The sequence below is a fragment of the Marinimicrobium sp. C2-29 genome (assembly GCF_038419845.1).
In the GTDB taxonomy this organism is placed as follows: domain Bacteria; phylum Pseudomonadota; class Gammaproteobacteria; order Pseudomonadales; family Cellvibrionaceae; genus Marinimicrobium.
In genome coordinates this window covers 136389-158590 of sequence record NZ_JBCAQT010000007.1, presented here as the reverse complement: position 1 = coordinate 158590, position 22202 = coordinate 136389, and the positions used below count along the sequence as shown (strand labels likewise).

Annotated in this window: 23 protein-coding genes and 1 tRNA gene; 8 read left to right on the top strand and 16 right to left on the bottom strand. The window is 57.6% G+C overall.

The window, feature by feature from the left end:
- The first annotated feature begins 13 nt into the window (after positions 1 to 13).
- The 5 genes from AAE484_RS08875 to AAE484_RS08860 all read left to right on the top strand — a co-directional run bounded on the left by AAE484_RS08875 (position 14) and on the right by AAE484_RS08860 (position 3155).
- Positions 14 to 289, top strand: coding sequence for a DUF2933 domain-containing protein (locus AAE484_RS08875; RefSeq protein WP_341938018.1), 276 nt, complete (start codon positions 14 to 16; stop codon positions 287 to 289).
- A complete protein-coding gene (locus AAE484_RS08870; protein ID WP_341938017.1) occupies positions 286 to 651 on the top strand; it encodes a cation transporter in 366 nt (121 codons plus the stop codon). Before AAE484_RS08875 ends, AAE484_RS08870 begins: the two co-directional genes overlap by 4 nt.
- A 995-nt stretch (positions 652 to 1646) precedes the next feature.
- Entirely contained in the window at positions 1647 to 1928 is a 282-nt protein-coding gene (locus AAE484_RS08865; RefSeq protein WP_341938016.1) for a DUF5676 family membrane protein, read from the top strand.
- 34 nt (positions 1929 to 1962) lie between these two features.
- Positions 1963 to 2085, top strand: a complete 123-nt coding sequence (locus tag AAE484_RS17470; protein ID WP_445928843.1) for a BCCT family transporter — start codon at positions 1963 to 1965, stop codon at positions 2083 to 2085.
- A 512-nt stretch (positions 2086 to 2597) separates the two neighbouring features.
- Positions 2598 to 3155: a DUF305 domain-containing protein gene (locus AAE484_RS08860; protein WP_341938015.1), complete on the top strand. Its 558-nt coding sequence runs from the start codon at positions 2598 to 2600 to the stop codon at positions 3153 to 3155.
- An 88-nt stretch (positions 3156 to 3243) separates the two neighbouring features.
- Here the strand turns inward: AAE484_RS08860 and AAE484_RS08855 are convergent, their stop codons facing one another.
- The 7 genes from AAE484_RS08855 to AAE484_RS08825 form a co-directional block, all read right to left on the bottom strand.
- Positions 3244 to 3702, bottom strand: a complete 459-nt coding sequence (locus AAE484_RS08855; protein WP_341938014.1) for an ATPase — start codon at positions 3700 to 3702, stop codon at positions 3244 to 3246.
- 194 nt (positions 3703 to 3896) lie between these two features.
- Positions 3897 to 4115, bottom strand: a complete 219-nt coding sequence (locus AAE484_RS08850) for a hypothetical protein (RefSeq protein ID WP_341938013.1) — start codon at positions 4113 to 4115, stop codon at positions 3897 to 3899.
- A 28-nt stretch (positions 4116 to 4143) separates the two neighbouring features.
- Positions 4144 to 5496 carry an APC family permease gene (locus tag AAE484_RS08845; protein ID WP_341938012.1) on the bottom strand — a complete coding sequence of 451 codons (1353 nt, stop codon included), beginning with the start codon at positions 5494 to 5496 and terminating at the stop codon, positions 4144 to 4146.
- Between the two features lie 42 nt (positions 5497 to 5538).
- On the bottom strand, positions 5539 to 6288 hold the full coding sequence (locus tag AAE484_RS08840; RefSeq protein ID WP_341938011.1) for a copper resistance protein B: 750 nt from the start codon (positions 6286 to 6288) through the stop codon (positions 5539 to 5541).
- Between the two features lie 9 nt (positions 6289 to 6297).
- Positions 6298 to 8076 carry a copper resistance system multicopper oxidase gene (locus AAE484_RS08835; protein ID WP_445928841.1) on the bottom strand — a complete coding sequence of 593 codons (1779 nt, stop codon included), beginning with the start codon at positions 8074 to 8076 and terminating at the stop codon, positions 6298 to 6300.
- An 80-nt stretch (positions 8077 to 8156) separates the two neighbouring features.
- Positions 8157 to 8717 (bottom strand): c-type cytochrome, encoded by a 561-nt coding sequence (locus AAE484_RS08830; RefSeq protein ID WP_341938010.1) that lies wholly within the window; start codon positions 8715 to 8717, stop codon positions 8157 to 8159.
- Positions 8718 to 8734: 17 nt separating this feature from the next.
- On the bottom strand, positions 8735 to 9025 hold the full coding sequence (locus tag AAE484_RS08825; RefSeq protein ID WP_341938009.1) for a hypothetical protein: 291 nt from the start codon (positions 9023 to 9025) through the stop codon (positions 8735 to 8737).
- Between the two features lie 185 nt (positions 9026 to 9210).
- Between AAE484_RS08825 and AAE484_RS08820 the strand changes: the two genes are divergently transcribed.
- Together AAE484_RS08820 and AAE484_RS08815 are read left to right on the top strand one after the other, a co-directional pair.
- Positions 9211 to 9903, top strand: a complete 693-nt coding sequence (locus AAE484_RS08820; RefSeq protein WP_341938008.1) for a heavy metal response regulator transcription factor — start codon at positions 9211 to 9213, stop codon at positions 9901 to 9903.
- Positions 9890 to 11284, top strand: a complete 1395-nt coding sequence (locus AAE484_RS08815) for a heavy metal sensor histidine kinase (protein WP_341938007.1) — start codon at positions 9890 to 9892, stop codon at positions 11282 to 11284. The genes AAE484_RS08820 and AAE484_RS08815 overlap by 14 nt, the downstream gene beginning before the upstream one ends.
- Before the next feature lie 71 nt (positions 11285 to 11355).
- Here AAE484_RS08815 and AAE484_RS08810 read toward each other — a convergent pair.
- The 7 genes from AAE484_RS08810 to rlmE all read right to left on the bottom strand — a co-directional run bounded on the left by AAE484_RS08810 (position 11356) and on the right by rlmE (position 18034).
- Positions 11356 to 11440 (bottom strand) — tRNA-Leu (locus AAE484_RS08810).
- Positions 11441 to 11686: 246 nt separating this feature from the next.
- The gene (secG, locus tag AAE484_RS08805) at positions 11687 to 12064 is read right to left on the bottom strand and encodes a preprotein translocase subunit SecG (protein WP_341938006.1); all 378 of its coding nucleotides are present in this window, start codon (positions 12062 to 12064) and stop codon (positions 11687 to 11689) included.
- Between the two features lie 62 nt (positions 12065 to 12126).
- Positions 12127 to 12882 (bottom strand): triose-phosphate isomerase, encoded by a 756-nt coding sequence (gene tpiA / locus AAE484_RS08800; protein ID WP_341938005.1) that lies wholly within the window; start codon positions 12880 to 12882, stop codon positions 12127 to 12129.
- 139 nt (positions 12883 to 13021) lie between these two features.
- Positions 13022 to 14359: a phosphoglucosamine mutase gene (gene glmM / locus AAE484_RS08795; protein WP_341938004.1), complete on the bottom strand. Its 1338-nt coding sequence runs from the start codon at positions 14357 to 14359 to the stop codon at positions 13022 to 13024.
- Positions 14360 to 14395: 36 nt separating this feature from the next.
- A complete protein-coding gene (gene folP / locus AAE484_RS08790) occupies positions 14396 to 15256 on the bottom strand; it encodes a dihydropteroate synthase (protein ID WP_341938003.1) in 861 nt (286 codons plus the stop codon).
- Positions 15257 to 15358: 102 nt separating this feature from the next.
- Complete coding sequence (gene ftsH / locus AAE484_RS08785; protein WP_341938002.1) at positions 15359 to 17290, bottom strand: ATP-dependent zinc metalloprotease FtsH; 1932 nt, start codon at positions 17288 to 17290, stop codon at positions 15359 to 15361.
- Positions 17291 to 17413: 123 nt separating this feature from the next.
- On the bottom strand, positions 17414 to 18034 hold the full coding sequence (rlmE, locus tag AAE484_RS08780) for a 23S rRNA (uridine(2552)-2'-O)-methyltransferase RlmE (RefSeq protein WP_341938001.1): 621 nt from the start codon (positions 18032 to 18034) through the stop codon (positions 17414 to 17416).
- A 111-nt stretch (positions 18035 to 18145) separates the two neighbouring features.
- On the opposite strand from rlmE, the gene AAE484_RS08775 reads away from it, so the two are divergent.
- A complete protein-coding gene (locus tag AAE484_RS08775; protein WP_341938000.1) occupies positions 18146 to 18448 on the top strand; it encodes a YhbY family RNA-binding protein in 303 nt (100 codons plus the stop codon).
- A 28-nt stretch (positions 18449 to 18476) separates the two neighbouring features.
- Here AAE484_RS08775 and greA read toward each other — a convergent pair whose 3' ends face one another.
- Both greA and carB read right to left on the bottom strand, forming a co-directional pair.
- On the bottom strand, positions 18477 to 18953 hold the full coding sequence (gene greA, locus AAE484_RS08770) for a transcription elongation factor GreA (protein ID WP_341937999.1): 477 nt from the start codon (positions 18951 to 18953) through the stop codon (positions 18477 to 18479).
- Entirely contained in the window at positions 18950 to 22171 is a 3222-nt protein-coding gene (carB, locus tag AAE484_RS08765; protein ID WP_341937998.1) for a carbamoyl-phosphate synthase large subunit, read from the bottom strand. Before carB ends, greA begins: the two co-directional genes overlap by 4 nt.
- Between the last annotated feature and the right edge of the window lie 31 nt (positions 22172 to 22202).

Sequence of the window (22202 nt, the reverse complement as noted above, 5' to 3'; positions counted from 1 at the left end):
CAGGAGAATTTTAATGGCCAGCAAAACCGGATACTGGAACAGCCTTCACGGATTGACGACGATTGTACTGATTCTCGCAGCGCTATACTTCCTATTTGTGGAGCACAGTGCTCACGTCTTTCCGTACCTCCCCTACCTGATCATCCTTCTCTGTCCGTTGATGCACCTTTTTATGCACAAGGGGCACGGTCACGGGAAAAACGGGAACGGTGAACATCAACACCAAGACGCGGAAGAGGCTTATCGCCGCGGACTGGAGGAAGGTAGAAAAGAAGGTGAAAGAAAATGAAGCATAAAGAGCATCGACTAGGCGTTTCAGAAGTCAACTTGGTGAAGCGTCAGCTGGGGCTTCGAAAACCGATCATTTCCGAAAACCTGAACGCCGCCATTGCAGAAATTGACAAACTATACGGCCTGGATAACGTCGTTTTTCATGAAGGTTCCTGCAAGATCAACTTCTCCTACGACGCATCAAGACTGTGCCTCCAATGCGTAGAAGACATCCTCGTCAAGTACGACATTCCAATAAAGCGAGATTGGTGGACACGATTCAAAGAGGGGTACTACCTGTTCGTGGACCAGAACGTTAAAGACAACGCTCAGCATGAACCCTGGAGTTGCCACCGAGTGCCGCCGCATACTCGACGATAGGAGAAATCGAAATGCTGCCCTGGATGACCGAAGAATACTCCTTACACAAACCTCGCCTGATTCGTTATGAAGACTCAATCAAAAGCCGAGAACGTTGCATGGATGGTGGTAGTTACGCTGCTCTGGGCCATCTGTTTTCCGTCCATCGTGACCGGGCTTCCAGACGCTCCTCCATTGCTGTTTGCAGACTTTCGTGCTTTTCTTTCAGGAGGGTTTCTCTTCGCGGCTCACTTGGTTCAGCACAAACGCGAGCCTCACCCCTTTAACCCCGGCACTTGGGTTGCTAATTGGAATTATGTTCTTTGAAGAGCGACTTCAATCCGTACATTTTCCTGGAATAATTGTTGTCATTATTGGTATAGCCATGATGCAGGGGAAAATCCCGCAACAGGAGCAACATGTGATAGAACGAATGCGCCAAGGAGCGCCCACTAGCCGACTATCCGTAGTCTTGCCAGAACTCTCCCTGGCGGGATTTGGATTTTTGACCCACTTTTTGTGGGAGATGCTTCAAGTACCCTGGTTCACCGGTATGGTGAAGGCGCCTCACGGCTCAGTGGTTTGGATGTGTATACAGGCTTCCGGCGGCGATGTGCTGATTCTACTGGCCAGCTTCTGGTTTTCCTCGATAGTCTTTGGACACCGTCGATGGCTCCTCGAGGGAAAACGAAAGCCTGCTATCACCCTTCTGCTCGCGGCACTTCTCGTGACCATCGTCATGGAACGGCTGGCGACTGGCCCTCTGGAACGATGGACATACGCAGACTCTATGCCGATCATACCGCTGTTGGGCGTTGGGCTAGCCCCACTACTGCAGTGGCTTATTCTCCCGCCACTGATAATGTGGCTGTCGCGCAGACATATGCTCGGCTGCATCGCCATCCGGTCCAGCTCTTCGGTCTAGTTGCATCGGGTTGATGGCTCGCCGCGCCGGTACAAGCGCTTGCCCCAATCAAAAAATCAGATTTTTCTACAACGAGAAGAGGAAATGAGCTATGAACGATTCTACTGTAGTGAATACCCGCTTACGCACCGTCCCGCTAGGCAACACCCTGTCAGTTCTGTTAATAATCAGCTACCTGCTGTGCGTAGGCTTTGGCCTGCTCGCCCCGGAGCAGATGCGTATGTACGAAGCTTGGGCCCCGTTACTGCCCGGCTTCGAATGGCTTACGTGGTCGGGCTTCTTTATTGGACTAGTTGAAGTTTACTTGTACGGTTGGTACATCGCAGCTTTGTTCGTGTTTTTGTATAGCTGGTTCTCAAAAGGAAACCATTGACCATTTGTAATGGACCTTAGGTTGAAACGCGGAGATAGTCCTTGATGCAACCGCCAGGAATGTCGGCTGGACGTACTTGATGGCAACCACCGGCTTCGTTCTATTTATTCTTTTCCTGGCGGTCTCCAGGTTCGGGGGCCTTCGCCTGGGCCAGTAGAATGAATTGCCGGAATTCTCCTTTACTAGCTGCCTCACCATGATTTTTTCGGGGACATGGACGTTGAACTGGTGTTCTGGGGCGTCGCGTAACCGTTCATGCACTTGATCGATCCGCCCCAGGGCCTTGCCGAACTTCGCAGCGTATAAGCGGCGCAGCTGGGCATGCGCTACTCGTTCTTTCACTGGAGTTCTCACCAATGAGCCGATTTTACCCTGGTGGAACTGGTTATCGCTTATGCCCGTTTTCGCCACAATAGCTACGGGCTGATCAGCGAAACGTTCCTCCCCCTATTGGGAGAGCGAGTAGGCCGCGGCTGGGGGAAAGCCATACTTATGGGTTCGCCACCGAACAGACAGCGCCCGCCAGACGAGCGAAGGTTGATACGAGCTTTTTACCAGGCTCTTCAACACTTGTGGATAAAGGCGCCACCTTCATGGGCTCTAGCTTTCAGCCAGAGCAGCGATTGCGCGACCTTAAATCCGCAATTCTTCAATTTGGAGGACTTTAACATGGACCAAGATAAAGAGATGATGGGAGGAAGCTGGGGCCGGTTTGCGGCGATGATTGCGACATCGGCGTTTATTATGTTTTTCCTGATGTACCAGCTCGTCTACTCGTTCGATCATGCAACATTCAGCATAAACCGGTTGGTCGCCTCCTTGGTTATGGCCTGCGTCATGACCATCGTCATGCTCTCATTTATGTGGTCGATGTACAAAGGCAAGGGTACCAAGATCGCGGTATTGGTTCTGGCTGCATTTCTGGGCTTCGCTTTACTTTTCGTAAACAGAAGCCAGTCGCTGATCGGGGATGAGAACTTTATGAAGTCAATGATTCCTCACCACTCAATTGCCATTAACAACGCTCGCCGATCGAGCATCAGTGACCCTCGAGTCCGTAAGCTGGCTGATGAGATTATTGCGGCTCAGGTTCGCGAAATTGCCGAAATGAAGCGGCTCCTTGAGGACATTGATCAGAACGGAGAAAGGGGGGAGGAGGCATTACCGCCGCGCTCTACTGAGATAACTTCTGAAATGAGACGCAAAATCGAAAAGGCCGTGCAGTAACGGCACGAATGCTACCGATCTTTGGGGCTTTTCAGGTGGGCCGGGGCCTTCGCTCCGGCCCCATCGAGAATGGAGGTTCTTCTTTTACCTACATGTCATCCATGCGCCCTATCTGCCGTACCAGGCGTTTAGTTTCATGCTCCTCCATATCCAGCAACGACTGCACCAGTTCTGTGACCTCGGGTATTTCCGCCTTTTCGATAAGCGTTCGGTAAAGACTGATGATTTGTTCGTGGAAATCGACCACTTCCGCCTCGATTGAAGTGGCATCCATATTGGCGTAGTGATCATCGCAATCCAGGTGGGTGGTAATAGGGTTGTGCGGCATGTAATCGTACACATAAGTGCGGGCTGCCTTGGGATCAGCCTTCTGTTCAAACCCGGCTACTATTTTCTCTATCTCGGCTTCATGCGAGGCCAGATACTCGAGCAGCAGAGAAGCACGTTCATTCTGATGAAGCGACGCGCAATGAGACAGGCATTTTGCCAGACTTTCGTGCAACGTTCGGCTCCATTCAATCAGGTCGAAAATGGTTTCAACTTTCATAATTAATCTCTTTTCGGTTCATGACAAAACCACCACAAAGCGAACAATTTCTGGAAGATAATGCCATTACAGCATCGGCGTAAAAACGAATAGTCATCCATCCATATCCGGCCGCTCTTAACCCGGCATTACCCTCCGCACTCCACAGAACCTGACAACGGTAAACGCTCCTACTTTCCACGTCCCTTAAAGACTCACTCGCCACGCTTGTTGATTGGCCAATCCGAAAACGCCAAAAAATAAAGGAAAGCGAGGTTTACCAGTGGTATTAGTATCAAAATTCCGAGAAATCCCGGATACCCTGTGCGCTGGCAGATACGCCAAGCGGGTATCACAACAATAATGGCAATGACCAGCATCCACAACCAATGGCCCGCACCCATGGCACTTCCAAACATGTTACCTTCCATCATATTCTAAACTCCGCTTCTGTTGGTAATTTCAATGCCGGTGAGCATGAGAGTGTTCGCCGCTCGGCGGCTCTATTCCCGACGTTTTTTTGAGAAAGATCTGTTCTCCAACCGCAATTAGGATCATAGCCACTACGGCCACGCCGATCACGAAGGGATCCGTATTCAGTTTGACCCAGACAAAGCCTCCGAGCGCCAGTAAATCGAGAACAATGGCTGTAACGGGCACCCACGCTTTGGCCTTTATATCTTCACGCAAGTAGCGAAGCACGCCCCAGTGAATGGCGATATCCATTATCAAGTAGAACACAATACCCAGAGCGGCAATCCGAGACAGATCAAAAAATGCGGTCAGAAACAGGCCCAGTACCACCGTGTAGACCAGAGTGTGCTTCTGGATGCTGCCCGGCATCCCAAAATGACGGTGGGGTACCAGTTTCATTTCGGTCAGCATCGCCAGCATACGCGAGACCGCAAAAATACTGGCCAGAATGCCGCCTGCGGTGGCCATCATGGCAAGGATAACCGTAAACCAGACGGCATACTCCCCCAACGCCGGTCTTGCCGCCGCCGCCAGGGAGTAGTCCTGCGTCTCAATGATTTCGGCCAGTGATAGATTACTCGCAACGGCGAAGCCGACCAGGGTGTAAATCACCACGCAGGCGGCAATGGAAATCACAATGGCACGACCCACGTTACGCTTGGGGTCTTTGACCTCGGAGCCGCTGTTGGTAATGGTGGTAAAACCCTTGAACGCCAGTATCCCGAGCGCCGTCGCCCCCAGAAAGTTGCCAAAGGTACCCGCCTCTCCGGGGCTTGAGAAGTCCACTGAAAGCCTGTCCGCGACCCAGACCCCCACCAGTCCGAAAATGACAATGCCCACAATCTTCAAAATACCGATAAAGGAGGCCACACCCTGGATCAACCGATTACTTGAAAGGTTGACCAGAAAGGCGGCGATGATGAGTGCCACACCGAGAACAGGCACCATCATGCCGCTCTGGTCACCACCGAAGAGCTGCATGGTGTAGGAGCCAAACGTGCGGGCGAGAAAGCTCTGGGCGATCACCATGGAAAAGTACATCAGCAAGGCGTTGAAAGCCGTCGGCAAGGGATTGCCATAAGCCTTGTGCAAGTACATGCCAATGCCACCGGCGGACGGGTAGGCATTGGAAATCTTGATGTACGAATAGGCGCTGAAGCTGACGATGACGGCGGCGGCCAGGAACGCCAACGGGAAAAGGACACCGGTCATCTGCGCCATCTGCCCGGTAAGCGCAAAGATACCGGCGCCAATCATGACGCCAGTTCCCAGCATGACCGTACCCGGTAACGTTAAACTTCCTTCCTGATAATGCGTTGTTCTGTCATCGTCCTTAGCCATAAAGCCTCCGGGCTGTTAAGTTGGTTTATCTACTCTATGAAATCAGAACCAAAGGCGAGCGCCAATGACGAGGCCGGTTTCGGAGTCGTCTCCGCCTCCGGCACGTATCTGATCAGCCTTGTCCCCCAGAGAGCGGCTCCAATAGGCACCAATGTAGGGAGCAAATTCTCTGGACAGCTCGTATCGATAGCGCAATCCCACACGAATATCATTCAATCCGCTGGGGCGATTGTAATCTTGCGCATCAGTCATGGCGGCGGAAATCTCCATGCGCGGCTGGAGATACGACACCTGCGACAGGCGCAAATCATACTCGGCCTCTATGGTCGCGGCGATGTCGCCATCCTCATTCACCGTAACGGAGTTGTCCATCTCGAACCGATAGGGGGCCACACCAAACAGGCTGAACACCAAATAGTTTTCGCGCTCCGCACCCGAAGCCAACGATCCCCGGGTACCAACGCCCCCCTGCAGCTCCCAGAACGGGGCGATCAGGCGGCTGGCCAGCACCTCCGCGCTCTCCAGCTCGGTGGGCTCGCCATCATCCTTCTGGTTTTCGCCTTCGCTCTTGAAATAGAGTCGGTTTCTGTCGCTACCGTACCAGGCCAGCATATCCCAGACGAGCACGTCTTCGTCGTTATCGGTGCGGGTGACCTCCAGCCGATCGAATAGAATCTGGCCGGTCCGATAGGATTTGACGGGCTCGGGCCAGTCGTCTTCGGCGTGGCCCGCCCACACCGGACCGCACACTCCTGCCAGCACCAGAGACACAACGATTTCCGGTTTTCTCATGATTCCTCCTTAGCTGACGTTGACGACGCGGAACATGCCCGCCTTCATGTGATACAGCAGATGGCAGTGAAAAGCCCAGCTGCCGGGCGCATCGGCGCTGATTTGCAACGAGACCACCTCACTGGGTTTGAGGCTGATGGTGTGCTTGCGCGGCCGGGGAGACTGGCCGTTTTCAAGCTCCATCCACATGCCATGCAAGTGGATCGGGTGGTCCATCATGGTGTCATTCACCATAATCAGACGCAGACGCTCTCCATGCTTGAACTCTACGGGGCCATCGACCTCGGTAAACTTCACACCGTCGAAGGACCACATGTATTTTTCCATGTTGCCGGTGAGGTGAAGCTCAATGTCACGCTCTGGTTCCCTCTCGTCGGGCCAGGGATGAGCGCCGATCAGATCACCATAGACCAGAACGCGATGATCCACATCCTCAAGACCAACGCCAGGCTCATTCAGCCGGCTGACCGGGTTGCGAGCAATCATCGCCGCGGCGGGGCCGTGCCCACCCGGTGCGTGTTCGATGCCGAGGTCCGGCGCCGAAGGCCGTTGTTGAGATGCCGCCATACCCCCGCCATGGTCACCGTGCATCTCATGCTGCCCCCCCATACCGGATTCATCGCCCTCGGAAGACGACATGTCCATGCCATCCATTTCGTGGCTCATTCCCATCGCCGCCATGCCCCGTTCGGGCACCGGCCGCAAATCGGGCACCTGCGCTTCCTGACCCACCTCCGTTGCGAGCGTGCCCCGGACATAACCGCTGCGGTCCATACTCTCCGCGAACAGCGTATAGGGCCGGTCGCTTTTCGGCGTCACGATGACATCGTAGGTTTCCGCCACGCCGATACGGAATTCATCGACTGTGACTGGCTTGATCGGTTGACCGTCGGCGGAGACCACCGTCATCTCAAGGCCTGGAATGCGAAAATCAAAAAACGACATGGCAGAGCCGTTGATGATTCTCAGCCGGACTTTTTCCCCGGGCTTGTACAGCGCCGTCCAGTTCGTTGCATTATCACGGCCATTCATCAGATAGGTATAGGTGGATCCGGTCACATCCAACAAGTCCCGGGAACTCATGCGCATTTTGTTCCACATGGATCGCTGCTCCCAGGTTTTCGCCAACCCCTGGCGGCGGATATCGGCAAAAGTGTCCCCCAGGGTTCGCTGCTGGTAGTTGTAATAGCCCTCCGCCACCGTGAGGTTACGGAATACCTCATCCGGATCTTCAAAGGTCCAGTCACTGAGAATAATGACATGTTCCCGGTCCGCGCCAATATCACCATCCGCCGGGTCGATCACCAGTGGGCCCAGGTGACCCAACTGCTCCTGCAGTCCCGAGTGGCTGTGATACCAGTAGGTTCCATTTTGTTTAACGTCGTATTCGTACTGAAAGGTTTCCCCTGGCTTGATACCGGGAAAGCTCACGCCGGGCACACCGTCCATATTTTCGGGCAGAATGATGCCGTGCCAATGAATTGAGGTGTCATCAGCAAGCGAGTTGGTGACGTTCAGGCGAGCTCTCTGTCCTTCTTTAAGCCTGATCAACGGGCCGGGCATGCTGCCGTTGATGGTGATTGGTCGACCGATTTTCCCACCAATGTCCATATCCTCGCGGCGAATATGCAGGTCGACCGCAGGGTCCGCATTGACGACATCGCCATAGCTTCGCCCCAGAGGAGACGCCCAGGTCGGCGCCATCTTCGCCATGGCAAGGGCCGATGCCGCCCCGATCGCAGATTTGATAAACCGTCGACGGCCCGCTTCTACTGGTTTTTCCATCATGTAACCTCTAATCTCGTTACCTGCTTGTCTCTCGCAAAAAAACTCTGACTTCGGCGACCAGCGCGGCGCAATAACCCAAATCAATGATGATTGGCGTCATCGTCTCCCCGGGCGGTCAATATTTGGTACTGCTCGGGCGACAGCTCGGGTAGACGACGCAAGAAGGCCACCATATCCCAAATCCGTTCGTCATCATGATGCGCCCCCCAGGCCGGCATGCCCGATGCTTTGATACCGTGCTTGATAACCCAAAAGCGATGTCGCGACTGAGACTCAAGATCGTCTTCACTTTGATGCTGCTTTGTCAGATTCGGTGGCGCGGGATTGAGGCCCAGCGTGAAGTCACTCTCAGCCTTACCCGGCTTGAGATGGCAGCCGGCACACATGTCATTGTAGTCGGCACCACCCGCCAGCAGGCGCTCGGACGTATCCAGGTCCGCTGGCACCTCAATCCCGTCCGACGCCCGGTCAACCGAACGCTCGCGCAGCGTTTCCAGCGCCCAATAGGTCAGGGGGGTGTGGCGATCATCCGCACCAACGGGATACAGGCCCGAGTAGATGAACGCCACGCCCGCCGCTATGGCGATGACGAGGGCAGCGATCAGGCATTTGATGCAAGACATAAGCCTGGGAGACACCATGTGCCCTCCTTTATAGTCTAATGGTCATGCGTGGACTTACGCTTTGCATCACCTTCGGACTCGGAGTGCTTGTGCTGGGGCTCCTTCGAGCCATCATCATTCTCATCCATGTGATGCTTGCACTTCTCCATCATGGCCTGCATGACCGGATCATCCATGTCCATTTCGGAGTGGTCCATATCCTTCATTTTCGAGCAATTCGGTTTTTCGTCGCCCTCCATAGGCTCCGAAGGTTCATGCGCCTGCACTGACAGGGCCAACAGAAGCGCCGGCAGGGCGGTCAACCAAAGTAGAGTTTTGCGTGTCATGGGGTAACTCCTCAAATACAACGAAGGTGAACGGCAATTCAGTTTTTCCGTAGCTGGGGCTCAGACTAACAAACAGGCCCTGTCTGCCAGATGACTCGAACATTACATTTTTGTAATGTTCGTGTAACCTTGTGGTTGGACACAGTCAGCTACACTCGCGCGATACGGATCAGAAGAGGTGCTTCATGCGACTGCTGGTGGTAGAGGACGAAGTAAAGACTGGTGACTATCTACGCCAAGGCTTAACCGAAGCCGGCTTTATGGTCGAGCTGGCACGCAATGGTCTCGACGGCCATCACTTGGCGATGACGGAGTCTTTTGAGCTGATAGTTCTGGACGTCATGCTGCCAGATGTGGACGGGTGGCGCATCGTGCAGTCATTGCGCGAAGCCGGCCGCCAGACTCCGGTGCTGTTTCTCACAGCCCGCGACGCAGTGGACGACCGCGTAAAGGGCCTGGAGCTGGGCGCCGACGATTACCTTGTGAAACCTTTCGCCTTTACTGAACTTCTGGCCCGAATACGCACATTGCTGCGCCGGCGGTCCGCCCCTACCCTGTCGGAACAACTCGAAATCGCCGATCTGTCGCTTGACCTGCCAAAGCACCGCGTTACCCGCGCCGGGAAGAAAGTCAACCTCAGTCACAAGGAGTTTTGCCTTCTGGAGCTTATGGTCCGTCGGCGTGGCGAGGTGTTGCCTCGCTCGCTTATTGCTTCCCAGGTATGGGACATGAACTTCGATTCCGACACCAATGTGATTGATGTGGCCATTCGTCGACTGAGGGCCAAAATTGACGATGATTTCGAGCCCAAACTGATTCACACCGTGCGTGGCATGGGCTACATGCTTGACGTGGAAACCGACGATGAAGATCACTGATCGGCAACCACTGTCGCTGGCCGCTCGGGTCATGGTGTTTGTGGGGCTGGCCATTGGGCTCAGCCTCTTCCTGATCGGGAACCTCGTTCTCAGTGCCGTCGAACGTCACTTCGCCGAACAGGATGCCGGTGAACTGGCCGTAATGACCGAAGCCGTTGTCGAAGCCTTGCAGAGCGGTGGCAACGGTTCTGCACAACAGAGTGATGCCTTGGCTAACGCCATATCCGGACATCACGGAGTCTTTTTCCAAGTTCGGGATGAGCAAGGCGATGCTATCTACAGCATGCCAGGGACCGACCTGTCGCAAGCAACCGACACCCTTCCCCCAACGTCCGAAATTAATGCAGGCAACGTGCAAACCTGGCAGGAAGGCGATAAGACCTTCCGGGGTGTGATCACTCAGAATGAAGTCGGAGGCCGGAGTTACTCGATCACTACGGCCATTGATATGGGCTTTCACCTGGAGTTTCTCCAGAGCTTTCACCGCACTTTGTGGCTTATCATGAGCCTCGCCGGCGCCATTACCCTTCTGGCCGCCTGGTATGGCATTCATCAGGCCCACGCGCCCCTGCGCGGTTTGTCTGACAGAATCGGCGATATCCAGGCCGATCGGCTTCACGTGCGCCTCGACCCAGCGTCGGTGCCATCGGAGCTACAGGGCCTGGTCACCTCGTTCAATCACATGATTGGTCGGCTGGAAGACAGCTTTACTCGCCTGTCGCACTTCTCCGCCGACATCGCACACGAGCTGCGTACGCCGCTCACCAACCTCATCACCCAGACACAAGTCGGCCTGGGAAAGGCCAGAGATAGGGAAGAGTACCGTGAACTCCTGTATTCCAATCTGGAGGAGCAGGAGCGCCTGGCCAAGATGGTCAACGACATGCTGTGGCTGGCCAAAAGCGATCATGGTCTACTAAAGCCTGAGCAGATGCCATTGGATCTGGCAAAAGAAGTGAATGCGCTGTTCGACTTTTTTGAGGCACTGGCTGACGAGAGGCAGATCCGCCTGATATTGGAAGGCCAGGCACCGACCATTCATGGTGACCGGGCCATGCTGCGACGAGCGATTTCCAATCTGCTCTCCAACGCCATCCGCCTCACGCCCTCAGGTGAGACGGTGCGGGTAAAGCTGGCCAAGACCGGAGACCAGGAGGTGTCGCTAAGTGTGCAAAATCCGGGGTCGGAGATTCCCGCCGAGCATTTGCCCAATATTTTTAATCGTTTTTATCGCATCGACCCATCGAGAGCTCGTCAAAGCGAAGGCGCTGGACTTGGGCTCGCGATTGTCAAATCCATCGTCGAGGCTCATGGTGGTCGCGCTGAAGCCACATCGGCACGGAACATGACCACTTTTACCCTCATCTTTCTCGAAGCCTGAAACAAAGCTAGGCACAAGCGTAGCTGGCACACATAAAAAAAGGCCCTCCGCCAGGAGAGCCTTCTTTAATATGGTGCCCAAGGCCGGACTTGAACCGGCACGGCTTGCGCCACTACCCCCTCAAGATAGCGTGTCTACCAATTCCACCACTTGGGCATATAAGGGGTCAATCTAATTGCATCTTTCTTTGCGTAGTCCGTGCCAGATTCCCGACACGCTACGCGTGGTCGCTCCCGGCATCCTGCCTCCCGCGACACTAGCACATCCTGTGCGTCGTCTACCCAATTCCTCGGCAACTGCTCCTGCGTTGCTCTACCTCCTGCATCCATGCAGTCGACCACTTGGGCATAATAAGGGGTCAAACTAACTTCTTTTCAAACCAGCTGCAGATTATAACTGATTTTATTGCTCGGATGTTTCCGGAACTTCGGGCACTTCTTCCGCGCTGCCTTCGTCGCCGCCGACGTCGGGGACTTCGGAGTCCTCGGCCGGTTGCTCCTGCTGCGATTCGATCGCGCTCGGAATGCTACTGTCTGCGCCTACGCCGGCTTTGTTCTTGGCGATGATGGCCAGGCCAAAGCTGGTGGCGAAGAATACAACGGCAAAGATGGCGGTCATCCGGGTGAAGAAGCCGCCGCTGCCCTGACTGCCGAATACTGTCTGTGAAGCGCCCGAGCCGAAAGAGGCACCGGCGACCGCACCCTTGCCCTGCTGGAGCAGGATCAGGGCGATAATGGCCAACGCAGTCAGTATATGAACAGCGAGAACGATTTTTTCCATGGTGTTCGTCTCTCTTAAAACGCTCTGTGAGCGGTTTCGTCAGGGCGGCGGCAAGGTTAGTGTTAAGCCGCCGCCTCGCAAATGGCGACAAAATCTTCTGCGCTCAGGGATGCTCCCCCGAGCAAGGCTCCGTCGATGTCGGGTAAGGCAAACAACTGTTTGGCATTCCCCGGTTTGACGCTGCCTCCGTACAATATCTGTGTGCTCGGCCCCAACTCTCCCAGCTCGGCGCGAATGAAGCGATGCACCTCTTCGGCCTGCTCTGGGCTGGCGACCTTGCCGGTGCCAACGGCCCAAACGGGTTCGTAGGCCACGACAGCCTTCGCAAAGGCATCGATCCCGACCCGCTCGACCACCACGCTCAACTGGTGCCCGATGGTCTTGAGGGCAAGACCCGCATCCCGCTCCTGCTCGGACTCTCCGAGGCAGAGGATGGGAATCAGCCCGGCCTCCTGAGCGGCGTGAAATTTCTCCGCCACCTGGGCGTCGGTTTCGCCCTGCAGGCGTCGCCGCTCGCTATGGCCGACGATCACGTACCGGCACTGCCAATCGGCCAGCATCTCAGCGGCCACTTCGCCGGTGCAGGCACCGGGCTTGTACTCGCTGACAGTCTGCGCGCCCAACTCGATCGCCGAGCCGGCGATGGCTTTCGCCACTTGGGGCAGGTAGACAAAGGGCGGACAAATCACCGCCTTTACCTGCTCAGCGCCCGACCAATTGGCCGTGATGCCTTCCAGCAACCGCGCGTTATCGCCGAGGTTGCCGTTCATTTTCCAGTTGCCAGCGACCAGGCGCTGACGGGTGTGTCTCTCGTTCAAGGGGTCCCCCTTAAAGCGGGCGCCAATGTTAGCGAAGTTGGGGATAACATACAATCCCAAAATCGCCACTCAGTACCGCTTTTCTCTCTCTGTGGGTTGATGGGTCATTTTTTGTGTACTTACCCGTAGGATAGCGCTTCTAATTGAGGGCTTTTTCCACGGTGGCGGCCAATTCCTGGCACAATTCCTTGACCTGACTTTTATCCTGCCCTTCTACCATTACCCTGACCACGGGTTCCGTGCCGGACGGGCGCAACAGCACCCGGCCCCTGTCGCCCAGAGTCGCCTCAACGCTCGCCACCGCCGCCTGGATGGTGGGTTCTTCGCTGAGGTCGATCCGACGCGACATGTGCACGTTGATCATGGTCTGCGGCATTTTTTGCATGCCTTTTTTGATGGTGTTCAGTGATTCGCCCATGGTGGTGAGCGCGACCAGCACCTGGAGCGCGGAGATGATGCCATCGCCGGTGGTGGTGACGTTGCTGCAGACGATGTGCCCGGAAGACTCGCCCCCCAGGCTCCAGCCATTGTTGCGCATGGCTTCAATGACGTAGCGGTCGCCCACCTTGGCGCGCGCAAAAGGCACGCCGATTTTTTTCATGGCCAATTCCAGGCCGAGGTTGCTCATCAGGGTACCGGCCACGCCGTCACAGCCACCGCCGTAGCGCTGCTGATAGTCGGCAATAATGAACAGCAACTCATCCCCATCGACAATATCGCCCCGGTGGTCGACGAACATCACCCGGTCGCCGTCGCCGTCAAAAGCGATGCCCAGATCGGCACCCAGCTCCATGACCCGCTCTTTGAGCGCTTCGGTTTTGGTGGAGCCGCAGCCGCGGTTGATATTGGTGCCGTTGGGCTCGGCCGCCATGGGGATGACCTTGGCGCCCAGCTCGCTGAAAACACTGGGAGCGATGTGATAGGTGGCACCGTTGGCGCAGTCGACCACGATCTGCAGCCCCTGGAGGCTGAATCCCCAGGGCATGGTGCCCTTACAGAACTCGATGTACCGGCCCGAGGCGTCATCAATCCGGCGCGCCTTGCCCAGCCGCTCGGCGGTGGTCATGGGCTGGTTGAGCTGCTCCTCAATGGCCAGCTCGACCTCGTCGGGCAGTTTGGTGCCATTGCCGCTGAAGAACTTGATGCCATTGTCCATGTAGGCGTTGTGAGAGGCGCTGATGACGATCCCGGCCTGAGCCTGGAAGGTACGGGTGAGATAGGCAATACCCGGCGTGGGCATGGGCCCGAGCAGGCCCACGTCAACGCCAGCATTGATCAGACCGGCCTGCAGGGCCGATTCGAACATGTAGCCCGAGATACGGGTGTCCTTGCCGATGAGAATCAGGTTGGGACCGGAGAACCGGTCTACCAGCACCCGGCCGGCGGCCCAGCCGAGTTTGAGCATAAAGTCGGGCGTGATCGGCGGCTCACCCACCAGACCGCGGATACCATCGGTTCCAAAATACTGACGCGCCATAAGAGTCCTTGCTCCCCTAGTGTTCTATCGTGATGTTCATGGTGAATGTGCGCCGGCCTGGTCTTCCAGTGCCGAGAACACTCGCAATACGTCGCAGGTCGCGGCCACATCGTGTACGCGGATGATCTTGGCGCCGCGCTGAACCGAGGCCATGGCCAACGCCAGACTGCCGGGCAGCCGCTGGGCCACATCACGCCCGAGCAACTTGCCCAGCATGGATTTACGTGACAATCCTACCAGTAAAGGATAGCCCAGGTCGGCCAGTTCCCGAAGGCGGCGCAACAACTCGAGATTGTGCTCCAGGGATTTGCCAAAACCAAAGCCGGGATCGAGCAGTAGCTGATCGGCCTGAAAACCGGCATTGAGACACGCCTCGCAGCGCTCGAGCAGAAAGTCTCTGACCTCCTGTACCGGGTCGCGGTACTCGGGCTGCTTCTGCATGGTATCGGGCTGGCCCTGCATGTGCATCAGGCACACCGGCAGGCCGGTACGCTGGGCGGCTTCGAGCGCGCCCTCGCGCCGCAGGGCGCGCACATCGTTGATCAGCCCCGCGCCAGCGGCAGCCGATTCGCGCATCACCGCCGGGCTGCTGGTATCCACCGACACCAGAGCCCCCAGCTCGCCCGCGACCGCTTCCACTACCGGCACCACCCGGTCGAGCTCTTCCTGCTCGCTCACCGGGATGGCGCCAGGGCGCGTGGATTCGCCCCCGATATCGATCATATCGGCGCCTTCGTCGAGCATCTGCCGGGCGCGCTGGAGCGCCAGGGGCAACGACAGGCGGCCACTCTGATAGTAACGACCACCATCAGAAAAGGAATCGGGCGTGGTGTTGAGTACCCCCATGATTCGGGGCCGGGAGAGATCCAGGCTATGATCGCCAAAAATCACGGGCATAGGTTGTCCAGCAATCAACGTTCAATCATCGTAGGCGGGAAAAGCAAATCCCCGGCGAGGCCGGGGATTATAGCAGTGTGCACAGCGGTCATGACAGAAGCATCAGTGATCTTCAGCGGGACCGCCAATGGGCCCGGACTTTTTCCCTTCGGCGTCCTTATCCGAGGAGGTATCGTCTTTGGTGCCACCGCTGCCACCGAGATGACTGTTGAAGTCATTGTCGTGCCAGTCGCGCGGCGGGCGCACTTTGCGGCGGGCCATGAGGTCGTCCACCTGCTCGGAATCGATGGTCTCGTATTCCATCAGCGCGTCTTTCATGGCTTCCAGAATATCCCGATTGTCGTGCAGGATCTGTTCGGCGCGCTTGTAGCACTCATCAATGATCCGGCGCACCTCCTGGTCAATCATCTTGGAGGTTTCGCCCGAGTAATTGATGGTGCCCATACCGGGCATGGAGCCTTCATCTTCGCCGTAGTGCAGAGGGCCCAGGCGCTCGGACAGGCCCCACTTGGTCACCATGTTACGGCCCAGCTCGGTGGCCCGCTCGATATCGTTGGAGGCGCCGGTAGTGATGCCATCGGCCCCCAGGGTGATGTCCTCGGCAATACGGCCACCGAACAGGGTGCAGATGCTGGACTCGATCGCCCGGCGGCTCATGCTGTACTTGTCGCTCTCGGGCAGGAACTGGGTGACACCCAGCGCGCGGCCGCGAGGAATGATGGTGACCTTGTGGATCGGGTCGTGTTCGGGCACGAGCCGGCCGACAATGGCGTGACCCGCTTCGTGATAGGCGGTGTTTTCCTTTTCCTTCTCGCTCATCACCATACTGCGGCGCTCGGCGCCCATGATGATCTTGTCGCGGGCCTTTTCAAACTCTTCCATGGTGACCAGACGCTTGTTGCCGCGTGCGGCGAACAGCGCCGCCTCGTTCACCAGGTTGGCCAGGTCAGCACCGGAAAAGCCGGGGGTACCGCGGGCAATCACGGAGGCTTCTACCCGATCGTCAATGGGCACTTTGCGCATGTGAACCTTGAGCACCTGCTCGCGCCCCCGGATATCGGGCAGCGGCACCACGACCTGACGGTCGAAGCGGCCGGGGCGCAGCAGAGCCTTGTCCAGCACATCCGGGCGGTTGGTGGCGGCGATCACAATCACGCCCTCGTTGCCTTCAAAACCGTCCATTTCCACCAGCAGCTGGTTCAGGGTCTGTTCGCGCTCGTCGTGACCACCGCCGTGGCCACCGCCCCGATGGCGACCGACGGCGTCGATCTCATCGATAAAGATGATGCAGGGGGCCTGCTTCTTGGCCTGCTCAAACATGTCACGCACACGCGAAGCGCCCACGCCCACGAACATCTCCACAAAGTCGGAACCGGAGATGGAGAAGAACGGTACCTTGGCTTCGCCCGCAATGGCCTTGGCCAGCAGGGTTTTACCGGTACCGGGGGAGCCGGCCATCAGTACGCCGCGCGGAATCTGGCCGCCCAGGCGCTGGAATTTGGAGGGGTCACGCAGGTACTCGACCAACTCCTGCACCTCTTCTTTGGCCTCGTCGACACCGGCGACGTCGGCAAAGGTGGTTTTCACCTGGTCCTCACCCAACAGCTTGGCCTTGCTCTTGCCAAAACTCATGGGGCCGCCTTTGCCCCCGCCCATGCCGCCTTGCATCTGGCGCATGAAAAACAGGAAGACCGCGATGATGATCAGTATCGGGAAGCTGGCGACCAGCAGCTGCTTGAGCAGGCCGGGTTGCTCCGGCTCTTTACCGGTGACATCGACGCCATTGTTGAGCAGATCGTCCATCAGCTTGTCGTCACTCACCGGCGGGCGCGTGGTGGTGAAGTTGCTGCCGTCGGTGCGGGTACCATCGATCGACAGGCCCTGAATCGTGACTTCGCGCACGCGACCGTTCTGGACCGACTTGACGAAGTCCGAGTAATTGAGGCTCTCGTTGGGCTGAGGCTGATTGAAACCCTGGAATACCGTAAACAGCACGGCGGCAATGATCAGCCACAGGATGAGATTCTTGGTCATATCGTTCAAGGAGGTACCCTCATTTTTTAACGCAATTCAGCGACAGTATAGTGTCCCCAGGGCCGGAAATACCAATAAAGTCGACCTATCACTGTCAGTTAACGCCCACTATTGGCGGATGGATCAGCCCTTGAAGCCGCGAGCGACCAGATAGACCTCGCTCGAGCGCGCCCGGGAGGCGTCCGGCTTACGTACCGCCACCTTCGAGAAGGCGTCGCGAGTGTCCTTGAGCAGCGGGTCAAAGCCCTCGCCATGGAACACTTTGGCAACAAAATGCCCGCCAGGTTTCAATACCTGTCGGGCCATATCCAGCGCCAGCTCGACCAGATACATGGCCTTGGGCTGGTCGATGGCACTCATGCCACTCATGTTTGGGGCCATATCCGAGATTACAAGGTCGGCGCATTGCCCGCCCAGGGCGGTCAGGAGCTGCTCCAGCACGGCCTCCTCGGTAAAATCGCCCTGGATGAACTCGACATCGGCAATGGCATCCATAGGCAGAATGTCGGAGGCCAGCACCTTGCCCTTCTCGCCCACCCGCTCGGCTGCCACCTGGGACCAGCCGCCCGGCGCCGCGCCCAGGTCGACCACGGTCATCCCCGGGCGCAGCAGCCTGTCTTTGTCGTCCAGCTCGAGCAGTTTGTAGCTCGCCCGGGACCGGTAGCCGTCCTTCTGGGATTGCTTGACGTAGGCATCCTTGAAATGCTCGTCCAGCCACCGGTTGCTGCTCTTGGATTTGGCCATGAAAAGTCCGAAAAGTGCCTGAAAGATGCGGTACAATGCCGGCTTTTCGCCCTCCGGCCCCGGCTTTGTGCCCGACCGGTATTTGTACCATTGATACGCTGAGGATTTACCATGCCACTGAGCGCCGACCGCAAGAAACAGTTTCGCGCCCTGGGTCACAACCTGAACCCGATTGTCACCATCGGCGACAAAGGGCTGAGCGACAACGTGCGGGCCGAGCTCAACCGCGCACTGGACGATCACGAGCTGATCAAGGTCAAGCTGGCCGTGGGTGAGCGCGAGGACCGCAAAGAACTGCTCGAGCAATTGAGCGCCCTGCCCGGCGTGGAGCTGGTGCAGCAGGTGGGCAAGGTGGCGCTGTTGTTTCGCGCCAATCCCAAGCCCAACCCGAAGTTGTCCAATTTGTTGCGTTGATTCTGGTGGGCGGAGCCCACCCTACGGGTTAAATGTGCTCGACTTTGTCGATTTCGTATTCGACTTCGCCGCCCGGGGTTTTGACCACCGCTACGTCGCCCTCTTCCTTGCCGATCAGGGCCCGGGCAATGGGTGAGCTGATGGAGATCTTGTTGATCTTCACGTTGGCTTCGTCATCGCCCACGATCTGGTAGCGCACTTCCTGCTCGGTTTCGGTGTTCACCATGGTCACCGTGGTGCCGAAAATCACCTTACCCGAGGGGGTAATGGACTTCACATCGATGACCTGGGCGTTGCTCAACTTGCCCTCGATTTCCTGAATCCGCCCCTCACAGAAGCTCTGCTGCTCGCGCGCGGCGTGGTACTCGGCATTTTCTTTCAGGTCGCCGTGCTCGCGCGCCTCGGCAATCGCCTGAACAATACGGGGCCGCTGAACCTTTTTCAGGTCAGCCAATTCCTCACGCAGGGCTTTTTCGCCCTCTGCGGTCATGGGTACTTTGCTCATGCGCCAATTCTCCTGTGCAGCTCCTGCAGGCGCCGCACTTGTGTCAGTTGTCCGAAACGCAGTGCCATACACAGCGCCTCGCCCGCCGCGAGGGTGGTGGTGTAGTACACCCGGTGATTTTCCGCACTGCGACGAATGGAGGCCGAGTCGCGCGTGGCTTGCCGGCCTTCCGTCGTATTCACGATCAGATTGATCTGATCATTCTTGATCATATCGACAATGTGCGGGCGACCTTCGACCACCTTGTTGACCACCTCTACCGTCAGTCCCGACTTCTGCAGGATGGCGGCGGTGCCGCGCGTGGCCACCAGTTTGAAGCCCAGGCTGTCGAGCTCTTTGGCGACCACCACAACGCCCGGCTTGTCGACGTCGCGCACACTGATGAAGGCGGTGCCACTGGTGGGCAGCTTACTACCGGCGCCCAATTGAGATTTGCCAAAGGCTTCCCCGAAGGTGTCGCCCACCCCCATCACTTCGCCGGTGGACTTCATCTCCGGCCCCAGGATCGGATCGACCGCCGGGAACTTGTTGAAGGGGAATACCGCCTCTTTGACACTATAGTAGTCGGGGACAATCTCATTGGTAAAGCCCTGCTCCGCCAGGCTGATGCCGGCCTGACAACGGGCAGCCACCTTGGCCAGCGACACGCCGATGCACTTGGAAACAAAGGGCACCGTGCGCGAGGCGCGGGGGTTGACCTCGATCACATAGATCGTGCCATCCTGGTAGGCGAGCTGGGTGTTCATCAGCCCCACCACGCCCAGCTCCAGGGCCATGGCCTTGATCTGCTCGCGCATCTCGTCCTGCACTTCGTGCGGCAGCGAGTAAGGCGGAAGCGAACAGGCCGAATCGCCCGAGTGCACGCCGCACTGCTCGATATGCTGCATGATGCCGCCGATCACCACCTGCTTGCCGTCGGAGACCGCGTCCACATCGACCTCGATGGCAGCACTCAGAAAGTGGTCGAGCAGTACCGGGGCGTCCTCGGACACTTCCACCGCCGAGTTCATGTAGCCGCGCAGTTCGTCTTCTTTATAGACAATCTCCATGGCCCGGCCGCCGAGCACGTAGGAGGGACGAACCACCAGCGGGTAGCCCACTTCCTTGGCGGCCAGCAGCGCCTCCTCAAAGGAGCGCACAATGGCGTTGGGCGGCTGCTTCAGGTTCAGTTTGTTGATCATCTGCTGGAAGCGCTCGCGATCTTCGGCGCGGTCGATGGCGTCCGGTGTGGTACCGATGATCGGCACCCCTTCGGCCTCCAGGGCGCGGGCGAGTTTCAGCGGCGTCTGGCCACCGAACTGGACGATCACGCCCTTGGGGTTTTCTTTGTGCACGATCTCCAGCACATCTTCGAGCGTGACCGGCTCAAAGAACAGGCGATCGGAGGTGTCGTAGTCGGTGGAGACGGTCTCGGGGTTGCAGTTGACCATGATGGTTTCATAACCGTCTTCGCGCATGGCCAGGGCCGCGTGCACACAGCAGTAATCAAACTCGATGCCCTGCCCGATGCGGTTGGGGCCGCCGCCGATCACCAGAATCTTGTCGCGGTCGCTCGGGTTGGCCTCGCACTCCTGTTCATAGGTGGAGTACATATAGGCCGTCGAGGTGGCGAACTCCGCCGCACAGGTGTCCACCCGCTTGTAGCTCGGCCGGATATCCAGCTGATGGCGATGGCTGCGCACCGCCTGCTCGCTGGTGTGCAGCAGCAGGGCCAGGCGCTTGTCCGAGAAGCCCTTGCGCTTGAGACGGAACATGGCATCGGCGTCCAGTTCCTGCACGGCCTTGTTCTCGAGTTCCCGCTCGGAGTCGATCAGGTCTTTGACCTGGATCAGGAACCAGGGGTCGATCTTGGAGGTTTCAAACACTTCCTCCACAGAGAGCCCCAGACGGAAGGCGTCGCCCAGATACCACAGGCGTTCGGCGCCAGGCGTGCTCAGCTCCCGACGGACGCGGGAGGGGGTGTCACTGTCATTGAGATCCAGCTTGGACTCAAAGCCGGAGGACCCGACTTCCAGGCCCCGCATGGCTTTATGCAACGACTCCTGAAAAGTCCGGCCAATGGCCATGACCTCACCCACAGACTTCATCTGGGTGGTCAGGCGGGCGTCGGCATCGCCGAATTTTTCAAAGGTGAAGCGCGGAATCTTGGTGACCACGTAGTCGATGCTGGGCTCGAACGAGGCCGGGGTCGCGCCGCCGGTAATTTCGTTCTGCAGCTCGTCCAGGGTGTAGCCCACGGCCAGCTTGGCGGCAATCTTGGCGATGGGGAAACCGGTGGCCTTGGAGGCCAGCGCCGAGGAGCGGGACACGCGCGGGTTCATCTCGATGACCACCATGCGCCCGTCGTCGGGGTTGACCGCAAACTGGACGTTGGAGCCACCGGTTTCCACGCCGATCTCGCGCAACACCGCAATCGAGGCGTTCCGCATGATCTGGTATTCCTTGTCCGTCAGCGTCTGGGACGGCGCCACGGTAATGGAGTCCCCGGTGTGGACACCCATGGGGTCGAAGTTCTCAATGGCGCAGACAATGATGCAGTTGTCATTCTTGTCGCGCACCACTTCCATTTCATATTCTTTCCAGCCCAGCAGGGACTCGTCGATCAGCAGCTCGTTGACCGGCGACAGATCCAGACCGCGCGTACAGATTTCTTCAAACTCTTCCCAGTTATAGGCGATGCCGCCACCGGAGCCGCCCATGGTGTAGGACGGGCGGATGATGCAGGGAAAGCCGAAGTCTTTCGGAACTTCCAATGCTTCGGTCATGGAGTGAACGATCTTGGCGCGGGCGCAATCCAGGCCAATGCGCTTCATGGCCTTGTCAAACAGGTCCCGGTCTTCGGCCATGTTGATGGCGTCTTCGTTGGCGCCGATCAGCTCCACGCCGTACTTTTCCAGCACGCCGTGCTTGCCCAGATCCAGCGCACAGTTGAGCGCGGTCTGTCCGCCCATGGTGGGCAGTACCACGTCCGGTTTTTCTTTTTCGATGATCTTTTCCACCGTCTGCCACTCAATCGGCTCGATGTAGGTGGCATCGGCCATGGCCGGGTCGGTCATGATGGTGGCGGGGTTGGAGTTCACCAGAATCACCCGGTAGCCCTCTTCGCGCAGGGCCTTGCACGCCTGGGCGCCGGAGTAGTCGAACTCACAGGCCTGGCCAATCACAATGGGGCCGGCACCGAGAATCAGAATGCTGTTAATGTCTGTACGCTTTGGCATCGTCGCTCCGCAGTTCAGTCGTCAGTGAGAG

Coding starts and splice junctions, on each gene's coding strand:
- ftsH (WP_341938002.1), bottom strand. CDS start 17,290: ATGACCAAGAATCTCATCCTGTGGCTGATCATTGCCGCCGTGCTGTTT.
- AAE484_RS08855 (WP_341938014.1), bottom strand. CDS start 3,702: ATGAAAGTTGAAACCATTTTCGACCTGATTGAATGGAGCCGAACGTTG.
- AAE484_RS08825 (WP_341938009.1), bottom strand. CDS start 9,025: ATGACACGCAAAACTCTACTTTGGTTGACCGCCCTGCCGGCGCTTCTG.
- AAE484_RS08835 (WP_445928841.1), bottom strand. CDS start 8,076: ATGATGGAAAAACCAGTAGAAGCGGGCCGTCGACGGTTTATCAAATCT.
- AAE484_RS08875 (WP_341938018.1), top strand. CDS start 14: ATGGCCAGCAAAACCGGATACTGGAACAGCCTTCACGGATTGACGACG.
- AAE484_RS08815 (WP_341938007.1), top strand. CDS start 9,890: ATGAAGATCACTGATCGGCAACCACTGTCGCTGGCCGCTCGGGTCATG.
- AAE484_RS08860 (WP_341938015.1), top strand. CDS start 2,598: ATGGACCAAGATAAAGAGATGATGGGAGGAAGCTGGGGCCGGTTTGCG.
- greA (WP_341937999.1), bottom strand. CDS start 18,953: ATGAGCAAAGTACCCATGACCGCAGAGGGCGAAAAAGCCCTGCGTGAG.
- rlmE (WP_341938001.1), bottom strand. CDS start 18,034: ATGGCCAAATCCAAGAGCAGCAACCGGTGGCTGGACGAGCATTTCAAG.
- AAE484_RS08775 (WP_341938000.1), top strand. CDS start 18,146: ATGCCACTGAGCGCCGACCGCAAGAAACAGTTTCGCGCCCTGGGTCAC.
- AAE484_RS08845 (WP_341938012.1), bottom strand. CDS start 5,496: ATGGCTAAGGACGATGACAGAACAACGCATTATCAGGAAGGAAGTTTA.
- secG (WP_341938006.1), bottom strand. CDS start 12,064: ATGGAAAAAATCGTTCTCGCTGTTCATATACTGACTGCGTTGGCCATT.
- AAE484_RS08820 (WP_341938008.1), top strand. CDS start 9,211: ATGCGACTGCTGGTGGTAGAGGACGAAGTAAAGACTGGTGACTATCTA.
- AAE484_RS08865 (WP_341938016.1), top strand. CDS start 1,647: ATGAACGATTCTACTGTAGTGAATACCCGCTTACGCACCGTCCCGCTA.
- AAE484_RS08840 (WP_341938011.1), bottom strand. CDS start 6,288: ATGAGAAAACCGGAAATCGTTGTGTCTCTGGTGCTGGCAGGAGTGTGC.
- glmM (WP_341938004.1), bottom strand. CDS start 14,359: ATGGCGCGTCAGTATTTTGGAACCGATGGTATCCGCGGTCTGGTGGGT.
- carB (WP_341937998.1), bottom strand. CDS start 22,171: ATGCCAAAGCGTACAGACATTAACAGCATTCTGATTCTCGGTGCCGGC.
- AAE484_RS08830 (WP_341938010.1), bottom strand. CDS start 8,717: ATGGTGTCTCCCAGGCTTATGTCTTGCATCAAATGCCTGATCGCTGCC.
- AAE484_RS08850 (WP_341938013.1), bottom strand. CDS start 4,115: ATGATGGAAGGTAACATGTTTGGAAGTGCCATGGGTGCGGGCCATTGG.
- folP (WP_341938003.1), bottom strand. CDS start 15,256: ATGCCCGTGATTTTTGGCGATCATAGCCTGGATCTCTCCCGGCCCCGA.
- AAE484_RS08870 (WP_341938017.1), top strand. CDS start 286: ATGAAGCATAAAGAGCATCGACTAGGCGTTTCAGAAGTCAACTTGGTG.